Source organism: Chryseobacterium sp. (genome assembly GCF_045629545.1).
GTDB lineage: Bacteria > Bacteroidota > Bacteroidia > Flavobacteriales > Weeksellaceae > Chryseobacterium.
Map to the genome: position 1 here is coordinate 54,498 of NZ_JAZQRK010000045.1, position 16,573 is coordinate 71,070.

15 protein-coding genes are annotated in these 16,573 nt (G+C 33.9%); 12 read left to right on the forward strand and 3 right to left on the reverse strand.

The window, feature by feature from the left end; all coding sequences use genetic code 11:
• The first annotated feature begins 14 nt into the window (after window positions 1-14).
• Entirely contained in the window at window positions 15-1,319 is a 1,305-nt protein-coding gene (argH, locus tag ACKI42_RS10880) for an argininosuccinate lyase (RefSeq protein WP_407405322.1), read from the forward strand.
• On the opposite strand, the gene ACKI42_RS10885 is transcribed toward argH, so the two are convergent.
• On the reverse strand, window positions 1,316-1,777 hold the full coding sequence (locus ACKI42_RS10885; RefSeq protein ID WP_407405324.1) for an Lrp/AsnC family transcriptional regulator: 462 nt from the start codon (window positions 1,775-1,777) through the stop codon (window positions 1,316-1,318). The two genes, argH and ACKI42_RS10885, sit on opposite strands and share 4 nt — an antisense overlap.
• Before the next feature lie 242 nt (window positions 1,778-2,019).
• Between ACKI42_RS10885 and ACKI42_RS10890 the strand changes: the two genes are divergently transcribed.
• The 4 genes from ACKI42_RS10890 (at window position 2,020) to carB (ending at window position 7,522) form a co-directional block, all read left to right on the forward strand.
• Window positions 2,020-2,910: an aspartate carbamoyltransferase catalytic subunit gene (locus ACKI42_RS10890; protein WP_407405326.1), complete on the forward strand. Its 891-nt coding sequence runs from the start codon at window positions 2,020-2,022 to the stop codon at window positions 2,908-2,910.
• A 125-nt stretch (window positions 2,911-3,035) separates the two neighbouring features.
• Complete coding sequence (locus ACKI42_RS10895) at window positions 3,036-4,109, forward strand: carbamoyl phosphate synthase small subunit (RefSeq protein ID WP_407405328.1); 1,074 nt, start codon at window positions 3,036-3,038, stop codon at window positions 4,107-4,109.
• Between the two features lie 18 nt (window positions 4,110-4,127).
• On the forward strand, window positions 4,128-4,280 hold the full coding sequence (locus ACKI42_RS10900; RefSeq protein ID WP_407405330.1) for a four helix bundle protein: 153 nt from the start codon (window positions 4,128-4,130) through the stop codon (window positions 4,278-4,280).
• Window positions 4,281-4,339: 59 nt separating this feature from the next.
• Complete coding sequence (gene carB / locus ACKI42_RS10905; RefSeq protein WP_407405332.1) at window positions 4,340-7,522, forward strand: carbamoyl-phosphate synthase large subunit; 3,183 nt, start codon at window positions 4,340-4,342, stop codon at window positions 7,520-7,522.
• A gap of 78 nt (window positions 7,523-7,600) precedes the next feature.
• On the opposite strand, the gene ACKI42_RS10910 is transcribed toward carB, so the two are convergent.
• On the reverse strand, window positions 7,601-8,461 hold the full coding sequence (locus ACKI42_RS10910; RefSeq protein ID WP_407405334.1) for a hypothetical protein: 861 nt from the start codon (window positions 8,459-8,461) through the stop codon (window positions 7,601-7,603).
• A 235-nt stretch (window positions 8,462-8,696) separates the two neighbouring features.
• Here ACKI42_RS10910 and ACKI42_RS10915 point away from each other — a divergent pair, with 235 nt between their 5' ends.
• From ACKI42_RS10915 to ACKI42_RS10925, 3 genes are all read left to right on the forward strand, one after another.
• Window positions 8,697-9,716 carry an alpha/beta hydrolase gene (locus ACKI42_RS10915; RefSeq protein WP_407405335.1) on the forward strand — a complete coding sequence of 340 codons (1,020 nt, stop codon included), beginning with the start codon at window positions 8,697-8,699 and terminating at the stop codon, window positions 9,714-9,716.
• Between the two features lie 106 nt (window positions 9,717-9,822).
• Window positions 9,823-10,974, forward strand: a complete 1,152-nt coding sequence (locus tag ACKI42_RS10920) for an ATP-binding cassette domain-containing protein (protein ID WP_407405337.1) — start codon at window positions 9,823-9,825, stop codon at window positions 10,972-10,974.
• A gap of 21 nt (window positions 10,975-10,995) precedes the next feature.
• Window positions 10,996-12,849, forward strand: coding sequence for a hypothetical protein (locus ACKI42_RS10925; RefSeq protein WP_407405339.1), 1,854 nt, complete (start codon window positions 10,996-10,998; stop codon window positions 12,847-12,849).
• A gap of 57 nt (window positions 12,850-12,906) precedes the next feature.
• Here ACKI42_RS10925 and ACKI42_RS10930 read toward each other — a convergent pair whose 3' ends face one another.
• Entirely contained in the window at window positions 12,907-14,256 is a 1,350-nt protein-coding gene (locus tag ACKI42_RS10930) for a glycoside hydrolase family 71/99-like protein (protein WP_407405341.1), read from the reverse strand.
• A gap of 191 nt (window positions 14,257-14,447) precedes the next feature.
• Between ACKI42_RS10930 and ACKI42_RS10935 the strand changes: the two genes are divergently transcribed.
• From ACKI42_RS10935 to ACKI42_RS10950, 4 genes are all read left to right on the forward strand, one after another.
• Complete coding sequence (locus ACKI42_RS10935; protein WP_407405343.1) at window positions 14,448-15,053, forward strand: DUF2911 domain-containing protein; 606 nt, start codon at window positions 14,448-14,450, stop codon at window positions 15,051-15,053.
• 135 nt (window positions 15,054-15,188) lie between these two features.
• Complete coding sequence (locus tag ACKI42_RS10940) at window positions 15,189-15,476, forward strand: nuclear transport factor 2 family protein (protein ID WP_407405345.1); 288 nt, start codon at window positions 15,189-15,191, stop codon at window positions 15,474-15,476.
• Between the two features lie 26 nt (window positions 15,477-15,502).
• On the forward strand, window positions 15,503-16,012 hold the full coding sequence (locus ACKI42_RS10945) for a GNAT family N-acetyltransferase (RefSeq protein ID WP_407405347.1): 510 nt from the start codon (window positions 15,503-15,505) through the stop codon (window positions 16,010-16,012).
• 2 nt (window positions 16,013-16,014) lie between these two features.
• Window positions 16,015-16,371 (forward strand): cupin domain-containing protein, encoded by a 357-nt coding sequence (locus tag ACKI42_RS10950; protein WP_407405349.1) that lies wholly within the window; start codon window positions 16,015-16,017, stop codon window positions 16,369-16,371.
• Window positions 16,372-16,573: the final 202 nt, after the last annotated feature.

The window sequence follows — 16,573 nt, forward strand, 5'->3', positions numbered from 1 at the left end:
TTAAAAAGAAAATTATGAAAAAAATTTGGCAAAAAGACAATGTCCAAACCAACAATATAGTTAATCAGTTTACGGTAGGTAAAGATCTAGACTTCGACGAGCGTTTGGCGAAGTACGATGTTTTAGGAAATATTGCCCAATGCAAAATGCTTGCAGAGGTTGGGATTATTTCTCATGAAGAATCTGTCAAAATGCTAGAAGTTTTAGAAGATATCTTGAAAGATATCCAAAATGAAGCTTTTGAGATCGACAAAGAGGCGGAAGATATTCACTCTCAGATAGAATCTATTTTAATTGAAAAACTAGGCGATACAGGGAAGAAAATACACACCGCAAGATCTAGAAATGATCAAGTTTTGGTGGATATAAAATTGTATTTACTAGACGAGATAAGAGAAATTACGGTTTTAACCAATGAGTTTTTCCAGAATTTGGTAAAGTTGGCAGAACAGCATAAAAATACTCTTTTGCCAGGTTATACACATTTTCAAATAGCAATGCCTTCGTCATTCGGACTTTGGTTTGGGGCGTATGCAGAAGCGCTTTTGGATGATGTAGAAATGTTGTTTTCTGTAAAGAATATCATCAACAAAAATCCATTAGGTTCTGCAGCAGGTTATGGATCATCTTTTCCTATTAATAGAGAAAGTACTACGCAAAGTTTAGGATTTAATACCATGAACTATAACGCGGTATATGCGCAGATGACGCGTGGGAAATCCGAAAAAATGTTGGCAATGGCGATGGCAACTTTAGCAGGAACTTTAGGCAAATTCTCCTACGATGTTTGTTTGTATCTCAGCCAAAACTTCAATTTTATTAGTTTCCCTAAAGAATTTACTACGGGAAGCAGTATTATGCCTCACAAGAAGAATCCGGATATTTTCGAATTGGTAAGAGCAAGATCTGGGAGAATACAAGCATTGCCGAATGAGCTTATATTATTAACGAATAATCTCCCTTCTGGTTATCACAGAGATGTACAATTAACGAAGGAAATCCTTTTCCCAGCTATAGATTCTCTTAAGGAATGTTTGGCAATCCTAAATTATACTTTACCTAATATCCAAGTGAGAGAAGGGATTTTGGAAGACGAGAAATACAAATACTTGTTCAGTGTAGAAAAGATCAATGAGGAAGTACAAAGCGGTCTTTCATTTAGAGATGCATATATAAAAGTAGGAAACGAAATTGAAAATAATGAATTTGAATTTGAGGTAAAGAATCTGAACCATACTCATCAAGGGAGTATAGGAAATTTGTGTTTGGATAAAGTAGAATATCAGTTTAATAAACTGAGAGACAAATTGCTAGGTTAATCTAAATCAATCTTAAATTCTGTAGATTTTTTAACTTCATGAAGTACAATAGAACTGTGATATTGCCAAATATTAGGTGTATTTGAAATTACATTTACAGCAAAATCATTATAAGAATTGATATCTTTTGCAATGATTTTTAGCATATAATCGTATTCTCCAGAAAGGCTAGTGATTTCTTGAACTTCATCGTACTTACCAATATGATTCTCGAAAGACTCTAGTACTTTTTGCGATTGTTCCTTCAAACGTACGTTACAATAGACAATAAGATTTAGTCCTAATTTTTCCCTATTTAGTAGACCTACATATTTCTCTATTACTTTCTGCTTTTCTAGTTGTTTTATACGCTCGTAAGTAGGAGTAAAGGTAAGGCCAATTCTTTCAGATATTTCTTTAATAGAAAGTGTAGAGTCGGCTTGTATAATTTTGAGGATCATTTTGTCTTTAGCGTCCATAATAGTTTTTTGATGAGTGACAAAAATATCAAGAAATATCGAGACTGAGAAGTAATTAAATTTTTAATTTTTTTAACACTCAGATTTTGCCGTTTCGCTGAAATAATATATCTTTGCACCTAATGAATAAAACAGTATTTATATCATTAGAATTTCCGGGCTGCATTGGCGCCCTTTACGATATTTATTATATTAAGCGAAGATTTGTCTTCGCTTTTTTTTTGTAAAAAATACAGATAATTATGTTTACGATTACAGAGCTAAGTACAGAGAAAATCAATAAATTACTTCAAGAAGCGTTGGCTTTTTCTAAAGGTAAAATTGCAAAGATAGAAGGTGAAGTTTTCAGTTCAAACCTATTTTTCGAAGATAGTACGAGAACCAAAACTAGTTTTGATATTGCTGAGAGAAAATTGGGTTTGCAGGTTATTCCTTTTGATGCTTCGCATAGCTCGGTAAATAAAGGTGAAACACTTTATGATACAGTAAAAACATTGGAGAGTTTAGGTGTAAATTTAGTGGTAATCAGAGATAAAAAAGATCGGTATTTTGAAGAATTGAAAGATATAAAAATACCCGTAATCAACGGTGGAGATGGTACAGGAAATCATCCATCACAATGCTTATTAGATTTATTGACAATCTATCAAGAGTTTGAATCTTTTGAAGGATTAAAAATAGGAATTGTAGGAGATGTGAAACACAGCCGAGTAGCCAACTCCAATGCAGAAGCATTAAGAAGATTGGGTGCAAAAGTATATTTCTCGGGACCAGAAAATTGGTTTGATGAAGGTGCTCTTATTAATGGAACCTATCTTCCCGTAAACGAATTAATACAAGAGGTTGATGTCTTGATGTTACTAAGGATTCAGCACGAACGTCACGATTCTACGATGAGTTTTTCGGCATCAGAATACCATCAGAAATACGGGCTTACTAAGGAAAGAGAAAATAGAATGAAAAGTAATGCTATCATCATGCATCCAGCACCAATTAATAGAGATGTGGAGATAGATACCGATTTGGTAGAATGTAATCGCTCAAGGATATTTAAACAAATGCAAAATGGTGTATTCGCAAGAATGGCAATCATCAAAGATGCTCTGGAGCAAAAGGGATTTGAGTTTAAATAAAATGTACCCGTGTACAATGTTTTAATGAAATCATAAATACAACAGTACATAAAAAGTAAAGTAAGTAAAAGAAATTGAAATGTCTAGCATCTGAAATTTGATGCTTAGCATCTAATAAAATAAAAATGAAAAAGAAATTAATATTAGAATCCGGAGAGGTTTTTTACGGAGAAGGTTTCGGAGCAGAAGCGGAAACTGCAGGTGAAGTAGTTTTCAATACTGGGATGACGGGTTATCAAGAACTTATCTCTGACCCATCTTACTGTGGTCAAATGGTTTGTATGACGTATCCTTTGATAGGGAATTATGGGATTAATCGTGATGATTATGAAAGTATAGAGCCCGCAATTAAAGGGCTTATTGTAAAAGAAGTATGCGATCTGCCATCTAATTTTAGATCACAATTATCCTTGGATGAATTCTTCAAGAGAAAAAAAATGTCGGGGATTTCAGGTATTGATACAAGAAGATTGACAAGAATTCTTCGTAATTCTGGTGTTGTGAAAGGCAAAATTGTAAATGCCGATGCAGATAATGATACTACTATCGCTGAACTAAAGAATACAATATTCCCAACCAACCAGGTGGAAACTGTATCTACAAAGACCTCGTATGCAAACCCAGGTAGAGGATTGAAAGTTGTGTTGGTAGATTTCGGTTCGAAGTTGGGAATTATCAGAGAGTTATCTCAAAGAAATTGCGATATCACGGTAGTTTCCCAAGATTCTACTGCCGAAGAAATCCTCATGATGAATCCAGACGGAATCATGTTATCTAATGGTCCTGGAGATCCAGAAGATAACCAAGAAGCTTTAGTTATGATCCGTGGATTGCTAGGTAAAGTTCCAATTTTCGGAATCTGTTTGGGTCACCAATTAATCGCTTTGGCTTGTGGTGCAAAAACGTTCAAACTTAAATTCGGTCATAGAGGAGGAAATCACCCTGTTTTAGATTTAGAAAATAATAAAGTAGCAATCACTTCGCAAAATCACGGTTATGCTGTAGAACAGGAGAGTTTGAAAGATACAGACCTTGTAGAAACGCATATCGCACTTAATGATAGAACCAATGAAGGTATAAAACACAAAATTCATCCTTGTTTTTCTGTGCAATATCACCCAGAGGCGAGTCCTGGACCAGAAGATGCTAACTATTTATTTGATGATTTTATCAAATTGATGGAGGATTTTAAGAAGTAAAATTGAGAAACGAGAGCCGTGACTCTTGTATTCTCGTTTGAATTACAAACTCAATTAATTTTGATGAAAGAACTTCAATTAATATTTATAGAAAAAGCAGATTCTTTGATTAAAGATTTAATTGAAATTAAGAAAATGATATATTCTTTTAAAAATAATTTAACAATATAAAGTAGTCAAAGATAGAATCTCAAATCTCGATTCTTGGCTCTTTAATCTTATATAATAAAATGGCAAAACGTACAGACATAAAAACAATATTAGTAATCGGTTCTGGCCCTATCATCATTGGGCAAGCAGCAGAATTTGATTATGCAGGAACGCAGGCTTGTTTATCACTAAGAGAAGAAGGTTACAAAGTGATTCTTATCAACTCTAATCCTGCAACTATCATGACGGATGTGGAGATTGCAGATAAAGTTTATATAGAACCAATTTCTTTACAATTTGTAAGTCATATCATCAGAAAGGAGCGCCCAGACGCACTTTTACCAACGCTAGGAGGACAAACTGGCCTTAATATGGCGGTAGAGTTAGAAAACTCAGGTATCCTAGAAGAATGTAAAGTTGAAGTTTTAGGAACAAAGCTTTCTGCAATCAACAGAGCGGAAGATAGAGATCTCTTCAGAGAACTGATGAGAGAGCTGAACGAACCGGTACCAGAATCTGATATTGTAACAACAGTAGAAGGAGCAATAGATTTTGCGGATAGAATTGGTTATCCAGTAATCGTAAGACCTGCGTTTACCATGGGTGGAACGGGTGGTGGTATTGCTGCAACTGAGGAAGAATTAAAAGAAATTGCAGAATTAGGCTTAAAATACAGCCCAGTTACGCAGTGTTTGATAGAGAAGTCTATTGCTGGTTTCAAAGAAATTGAATACGAAGTAATGCGTGATGCAAACGACAATGCAATTGTGGTTTGTAATATGGAAAACATAGATCCAGTGGGAGTTCACACAGGAGATTCTATCGTAGTAGCGCCTTCTCAAACCTTATCTGATAGAGAATATCAAATGCTAAGAAATTCTTCACTTAAAATCATTAGAGCATTAGGTATAGAAGGAGGTTGCAACGTACAGTTGGCATTAGATCCTCATACTTTCAACTACTATATTATCGAGGTAAACCCTAGAGTTTCTAGATCATCTGCTTTGGCTTCTAAAGCAACTGGATATCCAATTGCTAAGATTGCGGCAAAGATTGCGGTGGGTCTTACTTTAGATGAAATCATGAATCCTGTAACAGGGAAAACATACGCATGTTTCGAGCCAGCCTTGGATTATGTGGTAACTAAGTTCCCAAGATTCCCATTCGATAAGTTTGAGACGGCAGACAGAAGATTGTCTACTCAGATGAAGGCTACTGGTGAAGTCATGGCAATTGGTAGAAATTTCGAAGAGTCTTTACACAAAGCAATTCGTTCTCTAGAAACAGGTCTTACTCATTTAGGTTTAAAGAAAAAACAAGCAGAAGAACTTACAGAGGAAGAAATCGAAAGAAGAATCCGTGTATGTGATGATGAGAGATTATTTATCATCGGTGATGCGCTAAGAAGAGGTTATGATTGGGAACAAATTGTAGAATGGAGTAAAATTGACAAATTCTTCATTTGGAAAATCAAAAAACTAATCGACTTTGAAAAAGTAATTTCTGATAACAAATTTGATAAAGAAACTTTAATTAAAGCTAAAAAACTAGGTTTTGCTGATGTTCATATCGCAGAACTTTGGGATGTGAAGCAACGTGAAGTTTATAATTTCAGAAAAGAAAATAATATTATTCCAGTTTTCAAAATGGTAGACACTTGTGCTGCTGAGTTTGAAAGCGAAACTCCATATTTCTATGGAACTTACGAAGAAGAAAACGAAAGTGTTGTAACGGAAAAAGAAAAAATTATTGTTTTGGGTTCTGGACCTATTAGAATCGGACAAGGTGTAGAGTTTGATTATGCTACGGTACATTCTGTTTGGGCTATCAAAGAGATGGGTTACGAAGCCATTATCATCAACAATAACCCAGAAACGGTTTCTACAGATTTTTCTATCTCAGACAAATTATACTTCGATCCATTAACGGAAGAAGATGTAATGAACATTATAGATCTAGAAAAGCCAAAAGGTGTTGTAGTACAGTTCGGTGGACAAACTGCAATTAACTTAGCTGATAAATTGGCAAGCTATGGTGTAAAAATCTTAGGAACTTCTTTGGAAGATCTAGATAGAGCAGAAAATAGAAATAAATTTGAAGCTGCACTTCAAGAACTTAATATTCCTCAACCATTAGGAAAAACTTGTTTCACAAAAGAAGAAGCTTTAGTTATCGCTAACGAAATTGGTTTCCCAGTATTGGTACGTCCTAGTTATGTACTTGGTGGTAGAGCCATGGAAATTGTATACGACGACAAAGAATTGAGCTACTACATGACTAATGCAGTAAAAGAAAGCTCGGAACACCCAATCTTGATCGACCGTTACCTTACCGGAAAAGAAGTAGAAGTAGATGCAATCTGTGATGGTGAAACAGTGATTATCCCAGGAATTATGGAGCACATCGAAAGAGCAGGTGTACACTCTGGAGATTCTATTGCTGTGTATCCTCCACAAAACGTTTCTCAAGCAGAAATTGATACTTTGGTGGATTACACTCAGAGATTGGCGAAAGGACTTAACGTGATTGGATTGATGAACATCCAGTATGTTTTATCTGAGGGTAATGTATATGTAATCGAGGTGAACCCAAGATCATCTAGAACGGTACCTTTCTTATCTAAAATTACAGATGTACCAATGGCGAAATTAGCTACAAAAGCAATACTAGGAGCAAAACTTACAGATTTAGGTTACAAAAACGGATTAGTTCCAAACAAAGAAGGTGTATTTGTAAAAGTACCTGTATTCTCTTTCTCTAAACTTACGAAAGTAGATATTTCCCTAGGACCAGAAATGAAGTCTACAGGTGAAGTAATGGGTAAAGATACTACACTAGAAAAAGCTTTATACAAAGGATTAATCGCAGCAGGAAGAAAAGTTCCTGTAATAGGATCTATCTTATTCACAGTAGCAGATAAGCACAAACAAGAAGCGGCAGAGTTGGCAGCTAGATTCCATGAAGTAGGCTTTAAAATTTGGGCTACGGAAGGAACAGCTGGATTCTTCAAAGAAAAAGGAATTCCTTGCAAAATTGGATACAAAATAGGAGAAGAAAGCGTAAATCTGATCGATCTTATCCAAAAAGGAAAAGTACAGTACGTCGTAAACACCATGACGAAGGGAAAACAAGTTGAAAGAGACGGTTTCCAAATTAGAAGAATGAGTGTAGAAAACGGCGTACCATGTCTTACTTCAATGGATACAGTAGAGGCAATCTTAAAAGTAATAGAAAGCATGACTTTCAAAATGGAAGCAATGTAGTTTAGCTTTTAATCATATCAAAAAAAAAGGATTTAAACTTAGTTTAAATCCTTTTTTTTCTAATCGGAAAAAAAATTGTTAATATCCTCCTCTCCAAATCCCGTCTACAAAAGTCATTATATATTGCGAATAGCTCGTTACGAAGAAACTAGCATGAGAATTTGGTGGAGAATTTCTTCCCACTGTCATACCTGTTAAGGTCTTATCTAAAACAATCGTTACCTGCTGACCTTCATATCCATCAGGAAAATCATCAATAATAACATAGTCAACAGAGCTATCTCTATATGGTGTTTTTAAATGAATAATATCTGCAGTAATGGGTTCAGTAATGACAAAATGTTGGTTTTGAATATTCAATACAGGCATCATCATTATTTGAATTTTCTTTGTCAAAATGCCATCCACTGTTACCGTAGATCTAGGAGTTGCCGTGCCAAAACCAACTCTGTGATTTTGTGCGTCTACAGATATTGTACTGTCATCTATAGAAAAAGCATTAGTAGTAGAGCCTCCAGAAAAGGATAATTTATTACTATTGAGATTCACATTTCTATGACCAGCAAGTTCACCGTCTTTGTTATAGAGATTCGCAAAAGTTCTCCATTTTAGTTCAGTTCCTATATTATCCAAATAATAGAAACCTTTAGTATGAATTTCGCTTACAACTCCAGTAGATGTAGAAGTTGCATCCGTGATATACACAAATGTACCTTCATGTTCTGAAGTATAAGTAGTCATGTCCTTTGTGGCGAGTTCTGCTTTTGTTAATTTTGGAATAATTATACCGTCTGCAACAAATGGATCTACCTGAGATTGATTATCCCTTTTTTCACTTACATGAAGTGTAGATTTAGGAGATACTGTATTTACACCTACTTGTGCAGATACTAAGTTTAGCAGTCCTACCGAAAGGACTGTCAATAAAAAGATTTTCATTAAGTTTTTTAGTTTAGTGGTAAATATACTTCCAAATAAAATAGGATAAAGGTGAATAAAATATTACAATTATGTGTAGCATAGTTTATTAAAGATATTGATGGCTAGAAGTATAGGAAATGCCATTTTTGCTGGATGATAATTATCACTCTTTATATTTAGAATAAATAAAAATAAAAAATCTATATTTGAATAATTATTTTAAAAATAAAGTATTGTGGTAAAGGTATTAATAATGAGTGTTGCATTGGCTTCTTCAACATTAATTTGGGGACAAGAAGTGTTACAAAATGGAGTTAAGGAAACAATTCAATCTAAAATTTTAGATGAAAATAGAGAAATTTATATTCATTTGCCAAGATCTTACCATGATAACCAAATTCAGCCAGCAAAATATCCTGTAATCTATCTGCTAGATGGAGAAACCAATTTCGATTACTATGCAGGTATGGTAGATTTGCTAAGTAAACAGCCTTACGCAGAAATCCCCGAAATGATTGTGGTAGGTATCATTAATACCGATAGAACGAGAGATCTTACAACTTCCGAATCCAATGAAAAATCGACCAAAAATCCCAAAGAATTGGTGTATAAAACCAGTGGAGGAAGTGATAAATTTTACAATTTTTTAGAAACTGAAGTTAAAGATTTTGTTGCTAAAAAATACAGAACTAATGGATATCAAATTTTGGTAGGTCATTCTTATGGTGGTTTATTTGCAACAGATATTTTATTTAATCACAGTAAAAGCTATCAATCTTACGTGATCAATGATCCAAGTTTGTGGTGGAATAAACAAAAGCAAATGGCTACCATCAGGAATTATTTTAAAAATAATTCGAAATTACCCAATTCTACATTTGTTTATCTAGCACAAGCCAATGATGAAGGGCGCTCTCAGCAAACTATTGAAGAAATGAGCCATAATATTGTTCGTTTTAAGGAGATTTTAGAGAAAAGTCATGGTCTTTATTTTAAGCATAAATTGTACACAGAAGAAGCACACGGAAATGTTATTTATCCAGCAAATTTTGATGCATTGCGCTACATTTTCAAAGGCTATTCTACCAATGTGAAAGAGTTTTCTGCTGATCCAGAAAAACTAATGAGATCCTACGAAGAATTTTCTAAGAAACAAAATTTCACTTTTCAACCTTCCGAAATTTATTTAAATTTTATTATTAAATATCTTCAAAAAAACCAATCTACCGAAGCTGAAAACTATTTTAAGCAGCTTAAAAATGACCTTTACTAGAATACATAATTGTATCGCTAAAAATGGCGATTCTTTAGCAATTTTAAAGTCATTTTGTAAATTGTTGTAATAATCCTACTATCTTTAATGACAAATCATAACACAGATGTCGAAACACCAAAAAAGAGTACAAGAAGTCTATCATTTTTTTGAAAACAATGATACGGTACTTGGATTTAGAAAACTTTTAGATTGTGCCATGGATACTCAAGATATGAACATCTACAAAGAATCTACAGAGCTTACGGATTGGAAAGAAAAAAATCCTAGTGATACCAAAAATCTCATTTATAAAGCAAAAGTTTTATTAGAAAAAATCAACAAAATAGAGGTGTACGAAAGTTCTATGGAGTTTCCAGTACTTTCTGCTATAGATATAAAAAAATCTTACGGCAGCCAAAGATTTTCGCTTGGTCCCGTTTCCTTACAAATCAGGAAAGGACAAGTATATGGTTTGGTAGGGGAAAATGGAAATGGAAAAACTACGTTGCTTAGAATTTTAGCCAACGAGCTCAAATATTCTCACGGAACGTTGAAATACAATTTCAATACTGTACCGAAGGATGATTATGATCTTTGTACAAAATTGGTATACATCCCACAAAGAACTGACAAATGGTATGGTAGTCTTAAGGATAATTTGAAATTTGTGCTATCAAACTATGGAGTAAAAGCAGAGGAAAACGAAACTCGTACGCTAATGATGATAGCAAGATTGGGGTTGTGGAATTACAAACATCTGAAATGGAGCGAGCTGTCTTCGGGGTATAAAATGAGATTCGAATTGGCAAGAACATTGCTTCGTCAGCCTGAAATTTTACTATTGGACGAGCCACTTGCCAATTTGGATGTACTAGCACAGCAAATTATACTCGAAGATTTGAAATCTATCGCCAATTCGGTAAATAAACCTATTGCACTGATCTTGAGCTCACAGCAATTGTATGAAGTAGAAAAGGTTTCTGACAAAGTAATTTTCCTTAAAAACGGACAATACAAAGATAATGCAGAATTGCAAAGTGCAGAAAACGAAGGTTTGATCATAGAAATTGAAAGTACAAATCCACGAGAAGATCTTCTCAGAATTTTCCAAGAATTAAATTTAGAAAAACTGAATTTTAATGGTGGCGTATACGTGGCTTACTTTTCTGTGAATACAGCTTTTCATGAGGTTATTTCCGCTTTAGGACAAGCCAAAATAGAAGTTGTGTACATCCGTAATATCTCTTCATCTACAAGAAGATTCTTCGTTAACTAATCTTCCCAAACTTTACTGAAAATGAAAAAAATTAATCAATATTTATTAGAAAATCATCCTACTATTTGGAACACGAAGCTTGTTTGGATGCTCCTTATTACTCTAGTTATACATATCATCTTCTTTTTCATCGGATATGTTTCTCATAGAGACCCAATATCACTACAATCCAATTCTGTACAAGATGATTTCTTCTCGCATGGGTACATTTTTGTTCAAGTTACGATTTCCATTATACTGATTGTTGGATGGCTCATTTCCTTGTTTAAAAATAACGCTTTCAAGAATTTTTATCCTAATTCTAAGTGGAAATTATTTTCCCAATTTTTACAATATTTTATTATTGTATTCGCCAGTACCACATTCTATTACTCGTTCATGATGGGTTTTAAGACCTTCATTGTGACAAATTATCCTGATAAAGAGATGAATAAAAATATAGATATCATCAACCGATCTTATCCTTTTTTATCTCAAAATATGGGACATTATACGTTGAATAATAGACTATCTCCGGAGCCATTCGCCAAATTATATTGTGAAACGGATATTGATAAAATAGATAGAAGTAAAAAGTATTTTGTGTATTATAATCGTGTTTATCAGTTTTACACAACTTATTCTAAAAAAACTACCAAAAAAGATAAATATGGAGAATATGTAGAAGTTCAGCCAGAGTTTTCTAAAAATATTCAACCTGTAAATGTAGAAAATGATGGCAAGACGAAGACATCCCATTTTAGGAAAGATGTTGTTGACTTATCTACCTATATCACAACAACGCAGCCTAGCTATTACAATTTTTCAGAATTATTATATGATCACGATAATTGGCAAAAAGAATCACAGCGTTATCCAAGCGAGGATTACAATCTTGGATTTATGAGTAATTCTGAGTCAAAACAAAGGAAAGCGGAAATAAATAGGAAAACAATTGAGCTTTTAAAAAAGAAGGACCCAGAAGTCATTGAAAAATTATTGTCTGAGTTTCTAGAAATTTCCAAAAAATTCAAAATTTCCAACAACCTTAATGCCAAAGAGTGGACAAAGCTTGTTTTTCATCCTTCTGAATTTGAAGTCAAAAAATTCATTAGAGAAGAGAAAATATCCAATGATATAGAAGATTTTGCAGCGACAGATTACGCTACTACTGTAGATGCGGCCGCTATGGTAGACGAAAACGGAGTTGTGGTAGATAGCAAAACTTCCATAGAAACGTTTAATCCCACCATTGCCAACCAGATACATCCAGATCAGTACTTTAAACAAAATCTTACCTCATTTTATTACTATCAGAGAGATTTGGTAGAAGTTTTGGGAAATGTAGATTCTATTAAAGAATTCAAATTTGTGCAAAGCAGTATACATGTATTTTTGTGGCTTGGATTTGGGATTTCTCTCTTAATTTTTAGTTTTAGAATTGCAGGTCTCAAAGCCTTATTATTTAGTATGATTAGTGCGGGTGTGTTATCATTATTGGTTACTATGGTTTCTATTGGCTATTCTTTCCTTGGTGGTGATTATGAAGAATCTTTTACTAGTATTGTTGGACTCATTGTATTGCTTACCATTATTAGTGTACCGTTATTTATGATGAATAAATTCAGCAAAATGATAACTTCTATTTTTTTAGTAATCTCTATGAATGTTTTTGTGCCTACTGTATTCCTCGTTCTTACGTTGATAGATCGTTATCAAAATTATTTATGTAAGGAGCCAAGTCTCAATATAGAAACGGGAGAAAAAACTTCAAACTGCATTACGTTTTTAGATTATTTGCAACTAAATATTAGCTTTATTTTGATAGTGTTAGGGTTTATAATAATGTATTTTTACAGTGATATAATCAGAAAATGGAAAGCCAGACCTGAATAATTTTTTAGATTATAAAAAAATCTGCCTCATACACTATGTAGGAGGCAGATATATCAATTACTGATGAGGGGTCGGGTGAGACTGCTGTAAAGGTATTTGTCCCTTTATCAGTCGGGCGCCATCGCCTGTAAGTCTTAGATAAAAGTCTGAGGAAACTTTAGTAGAATCGGCATCCAAGGTTAAAAAGTATTGATTAGATGGTATTTGATTTTGATGAGTGGCAGCTTTTGCAATTGCGGTTCCTTCATCATACTCATCAAACATGGCTACATAAACATTGGGTATTCCAATTCTTTTAATATTGTAAAATTGTTTCCACAAAAAATCTCCATGTTGTCTCGCTATTTGGTTGCGTTGGCCACCATTCCAATTTGACCAGGCAAAACCTGGAAAAACTACGGGTTGGAAATCTACACCATGAAGATCGCATACCGCTTTATCATTGAACAATAGATTTGCATATCCATCCACCTGATTACTATCATAACTTCCTACTGTCCATGGCGTAATCATATTGGCAGTAAGCATTGCATTATTTATATTGGGATCAGTTCGCCAATGTTTTTTTGTCCCTGCAATGACGTAGCAACCTCTATCCTGAAACCATTTTATAACATCTCTATAACTTTCACTATTACCAGGCCTCCCGTTCACACCCATTCCCCAGATGCAAACCACGTAACGTCCTTGCTGTTTTGCATATGCTGGGGAACTTAGTAAATCAAGTTTATTAACGATGGTATTTAGCCAGTCTTCTTTTATCTCTGATTGAAAGTTCGCCCATCCAGAAATATCATACATAATATAAAATTTTGTAGGTCTATTTCTGTACATATCGCCGATAGTAGTACTTTGCGCTGCATTTCTCACTTTTTGCGTTACTTGATCCCTATTTAGTTTCCGTACTGGATCATTCAATTCTGTACCAAAACGTTGAAGTGCAATACAATCGATTCCATATTTTCTCATCCATTCTACATGCTTATCAATTACGTTAGCATCATTAGAAGAGTACAATTTTGATGGTTGTCCATTTCCCAAAGTATCATAGTCAGTTTCGTAGGTGGTTGAATATTCACTCACATCTGGCCAAAGTTCAAATGTTTGATTTAAGGCTTTTGGGGCATTGCCAGTAGACCAATGTCGCCACTTTTTCAAAGGGGATTTATCTGTATCTGTATTAAACCAACCCTGATATCCTACTACCACTTTCCCTACGACGTCGCCATAATCTGTGGGTGAAAAACCTTCGTTAACGGTTTTTAGATGTAATGATGAATTGGTATGCTCGCTATCTATTTCTTCAGGTATATTCTCTTGCGAACATGATGAGCAACAAATGCTAATAACAGTAATTAAAGCTACTGTGGTTTGAATTATTTTAAATTTTATTACAATTGAATCCATAACTATTTTTTTTATGTTAGATTATACTTTCCATGAATAACGTCGCTTATATAGGAAAAAGTATTTGTCCCGAGTTTTATTTTCTCAAAAAGAGACAATAAATGTAATGATGATTCTATATTTAACAAAATTTAGCAGTTAGATAGCATATATTCTAGTCGTTATTTTGTATTTTTATAAAAAATTTTATAGTGAAGAAGTTAATTTTAGCCCTATGTATTTCTGCATCAGCAGTTAGTTTTGCACAAGATTATTCGGTACCGGCAGCAAGCCCACGCCAAAAGGTAGAACAACAATTTTCTATGTCCAAAATAAGCATAGATTATGGGAGACCAGGTGTAAAAGGAAGAAAAATTTTTGGGGAATTAGTGCCATTTGGACAAGTTTGGAGAGCTGGAGCCAATTCATCTACTAAGGTAACATTTGGGCAATCTGTTAATTTTGGAGGCAAAGTTGTGGCAGCAGGAACATACGGACTATTTATAGTACCATCGGAAAAAGAGTGGAAAGTAATTTTGAATAAAGACTTTCAACAATGGGGCGCTTATACCTATGATCCAAAACAGGATGTTGTAGATATTGTAGTACCAGTCTATAAATTGGCTGAAAAACAAGAATGGTTTGAGATTACACTCAATCCTACAGATGAAAACTCGGGCAACTTGGTGATAAAATGGGACTTCTCTCAAGCAGAGATACCTTTAAAACCATCAAAACCAGAAGCTGTTACAAAAATTTCTGAAAAACTGAAAGAAATTAAACAAATAGAAAAAGATGCTGCTAAAGCAAAAAGTTAAACTAATAGCGAACTTCGGTTCGCTTTTTTTTACCTATTTTTTTAATCAATTATTTTGCAAGGAATCCTATGGAAACAAAAAATTTAGCTACCCTTTGGTTTAAAAGCTATTATTGGACACAATATTAAGGATTTATTGAATCTATATGATAAGCAAGAACAACATTTTAGTCCAAAATTTAAAATAAGACAACCACAAACAAAAGGATTAATAAAAGGAAAATTTGCATTGAGAGCTTGGTGGAAAGACTGTTTTGATAGATTACCTTCCTTGCGCTATCCTATAAAATCCCTAATTGCTGAGAATGGAAAAGTTTTTATGGAATATAATCGAGTAATAGATAACGAAAAAGATGTGGAAGTAGGCGAAGTTTTGGAAATGGAATACGGTGAAATTATCTTTTCTAGAGTTTATCACGGATAATTATTAATTTTAAATAAAAAAAATACATGGATTTTTCTCTTCAACCTTTATTAGAAACAGAAGAATACAGTCTTGTTCCGTTAGAAGAATCAGACTTTGAAAAAGTATATGAAGCAGCATCTGACCCAAAAGTTTGGGAACAGCATCCTAATAAAGACCGTTATAAAAGGGAAGTTTTCGAGGTCTTCTTTAAAGGTGCGATAGAAAGCAAAGGTGCTTATAAAATTATAAAAAAATCGACTCTAGAAATTGTTGGAAGTACACGTTTCTATAAGAATGAGAATCGGTACTTTATTGGATACACTTTTTATGGAACTCAGTATTGGGGTCAAGGCATCAACTCGCAAGTGAAAAAAATTATGTTGGATTATCTATTTCAATATATAGATACAGTTCACTTTCATGTAGGTGTTGTAAATATTAGATCTCAAAAAGCATTAGAAAAATTGGGTGCAGAAATAATTGCTACCGTAGAAATGGCTTATTTCGGAGAAGAAACAAGGTCGAATTATCTTTATCAAATCATAAAATATTAAATATGAAAAATTATAAAGTTCAAACCAATCCCTTTATTGTACCCACCACGGACGAGAAAACCATTGCAGAACATTGGGGACAGTCTACCGGAAATGCTGATGTTTCTATAGCTCAAATGATCGCGCCACCAGGTTGGAGCGAACCTCATCAAACTCCCCAATTCGATGAATTTACCATAATTATTTCGGGCAGAAAACAATTTGAAATCGATGGTGAGATTGTTATTTTGGAAAAAGGTCAAAGTATATTGGTGCAAAAAGGCGCTAGAGTCAGATACAGTAATCCTTATAATGAAGCTTGCGTTTATATAGCGATTTGTATACCTGCATTTTCTATGGATTTGGTGAATAGAGAGTAATTTGGGAAGCGAATGGTGCATTGTTGCCTATAACATTTAAATAAATAGTTTAATATCTGACATTCAAGATGCTGATGTAGAGTAAATTATATTAATTTTGATTAAAAACACTTGATCCAGTTACTTTTGTCAATATTATAATTAGTGGTGCAATTGGAGTAGGAATAGGTGATGCCACTGGCACACTAACCAAATATTCTCC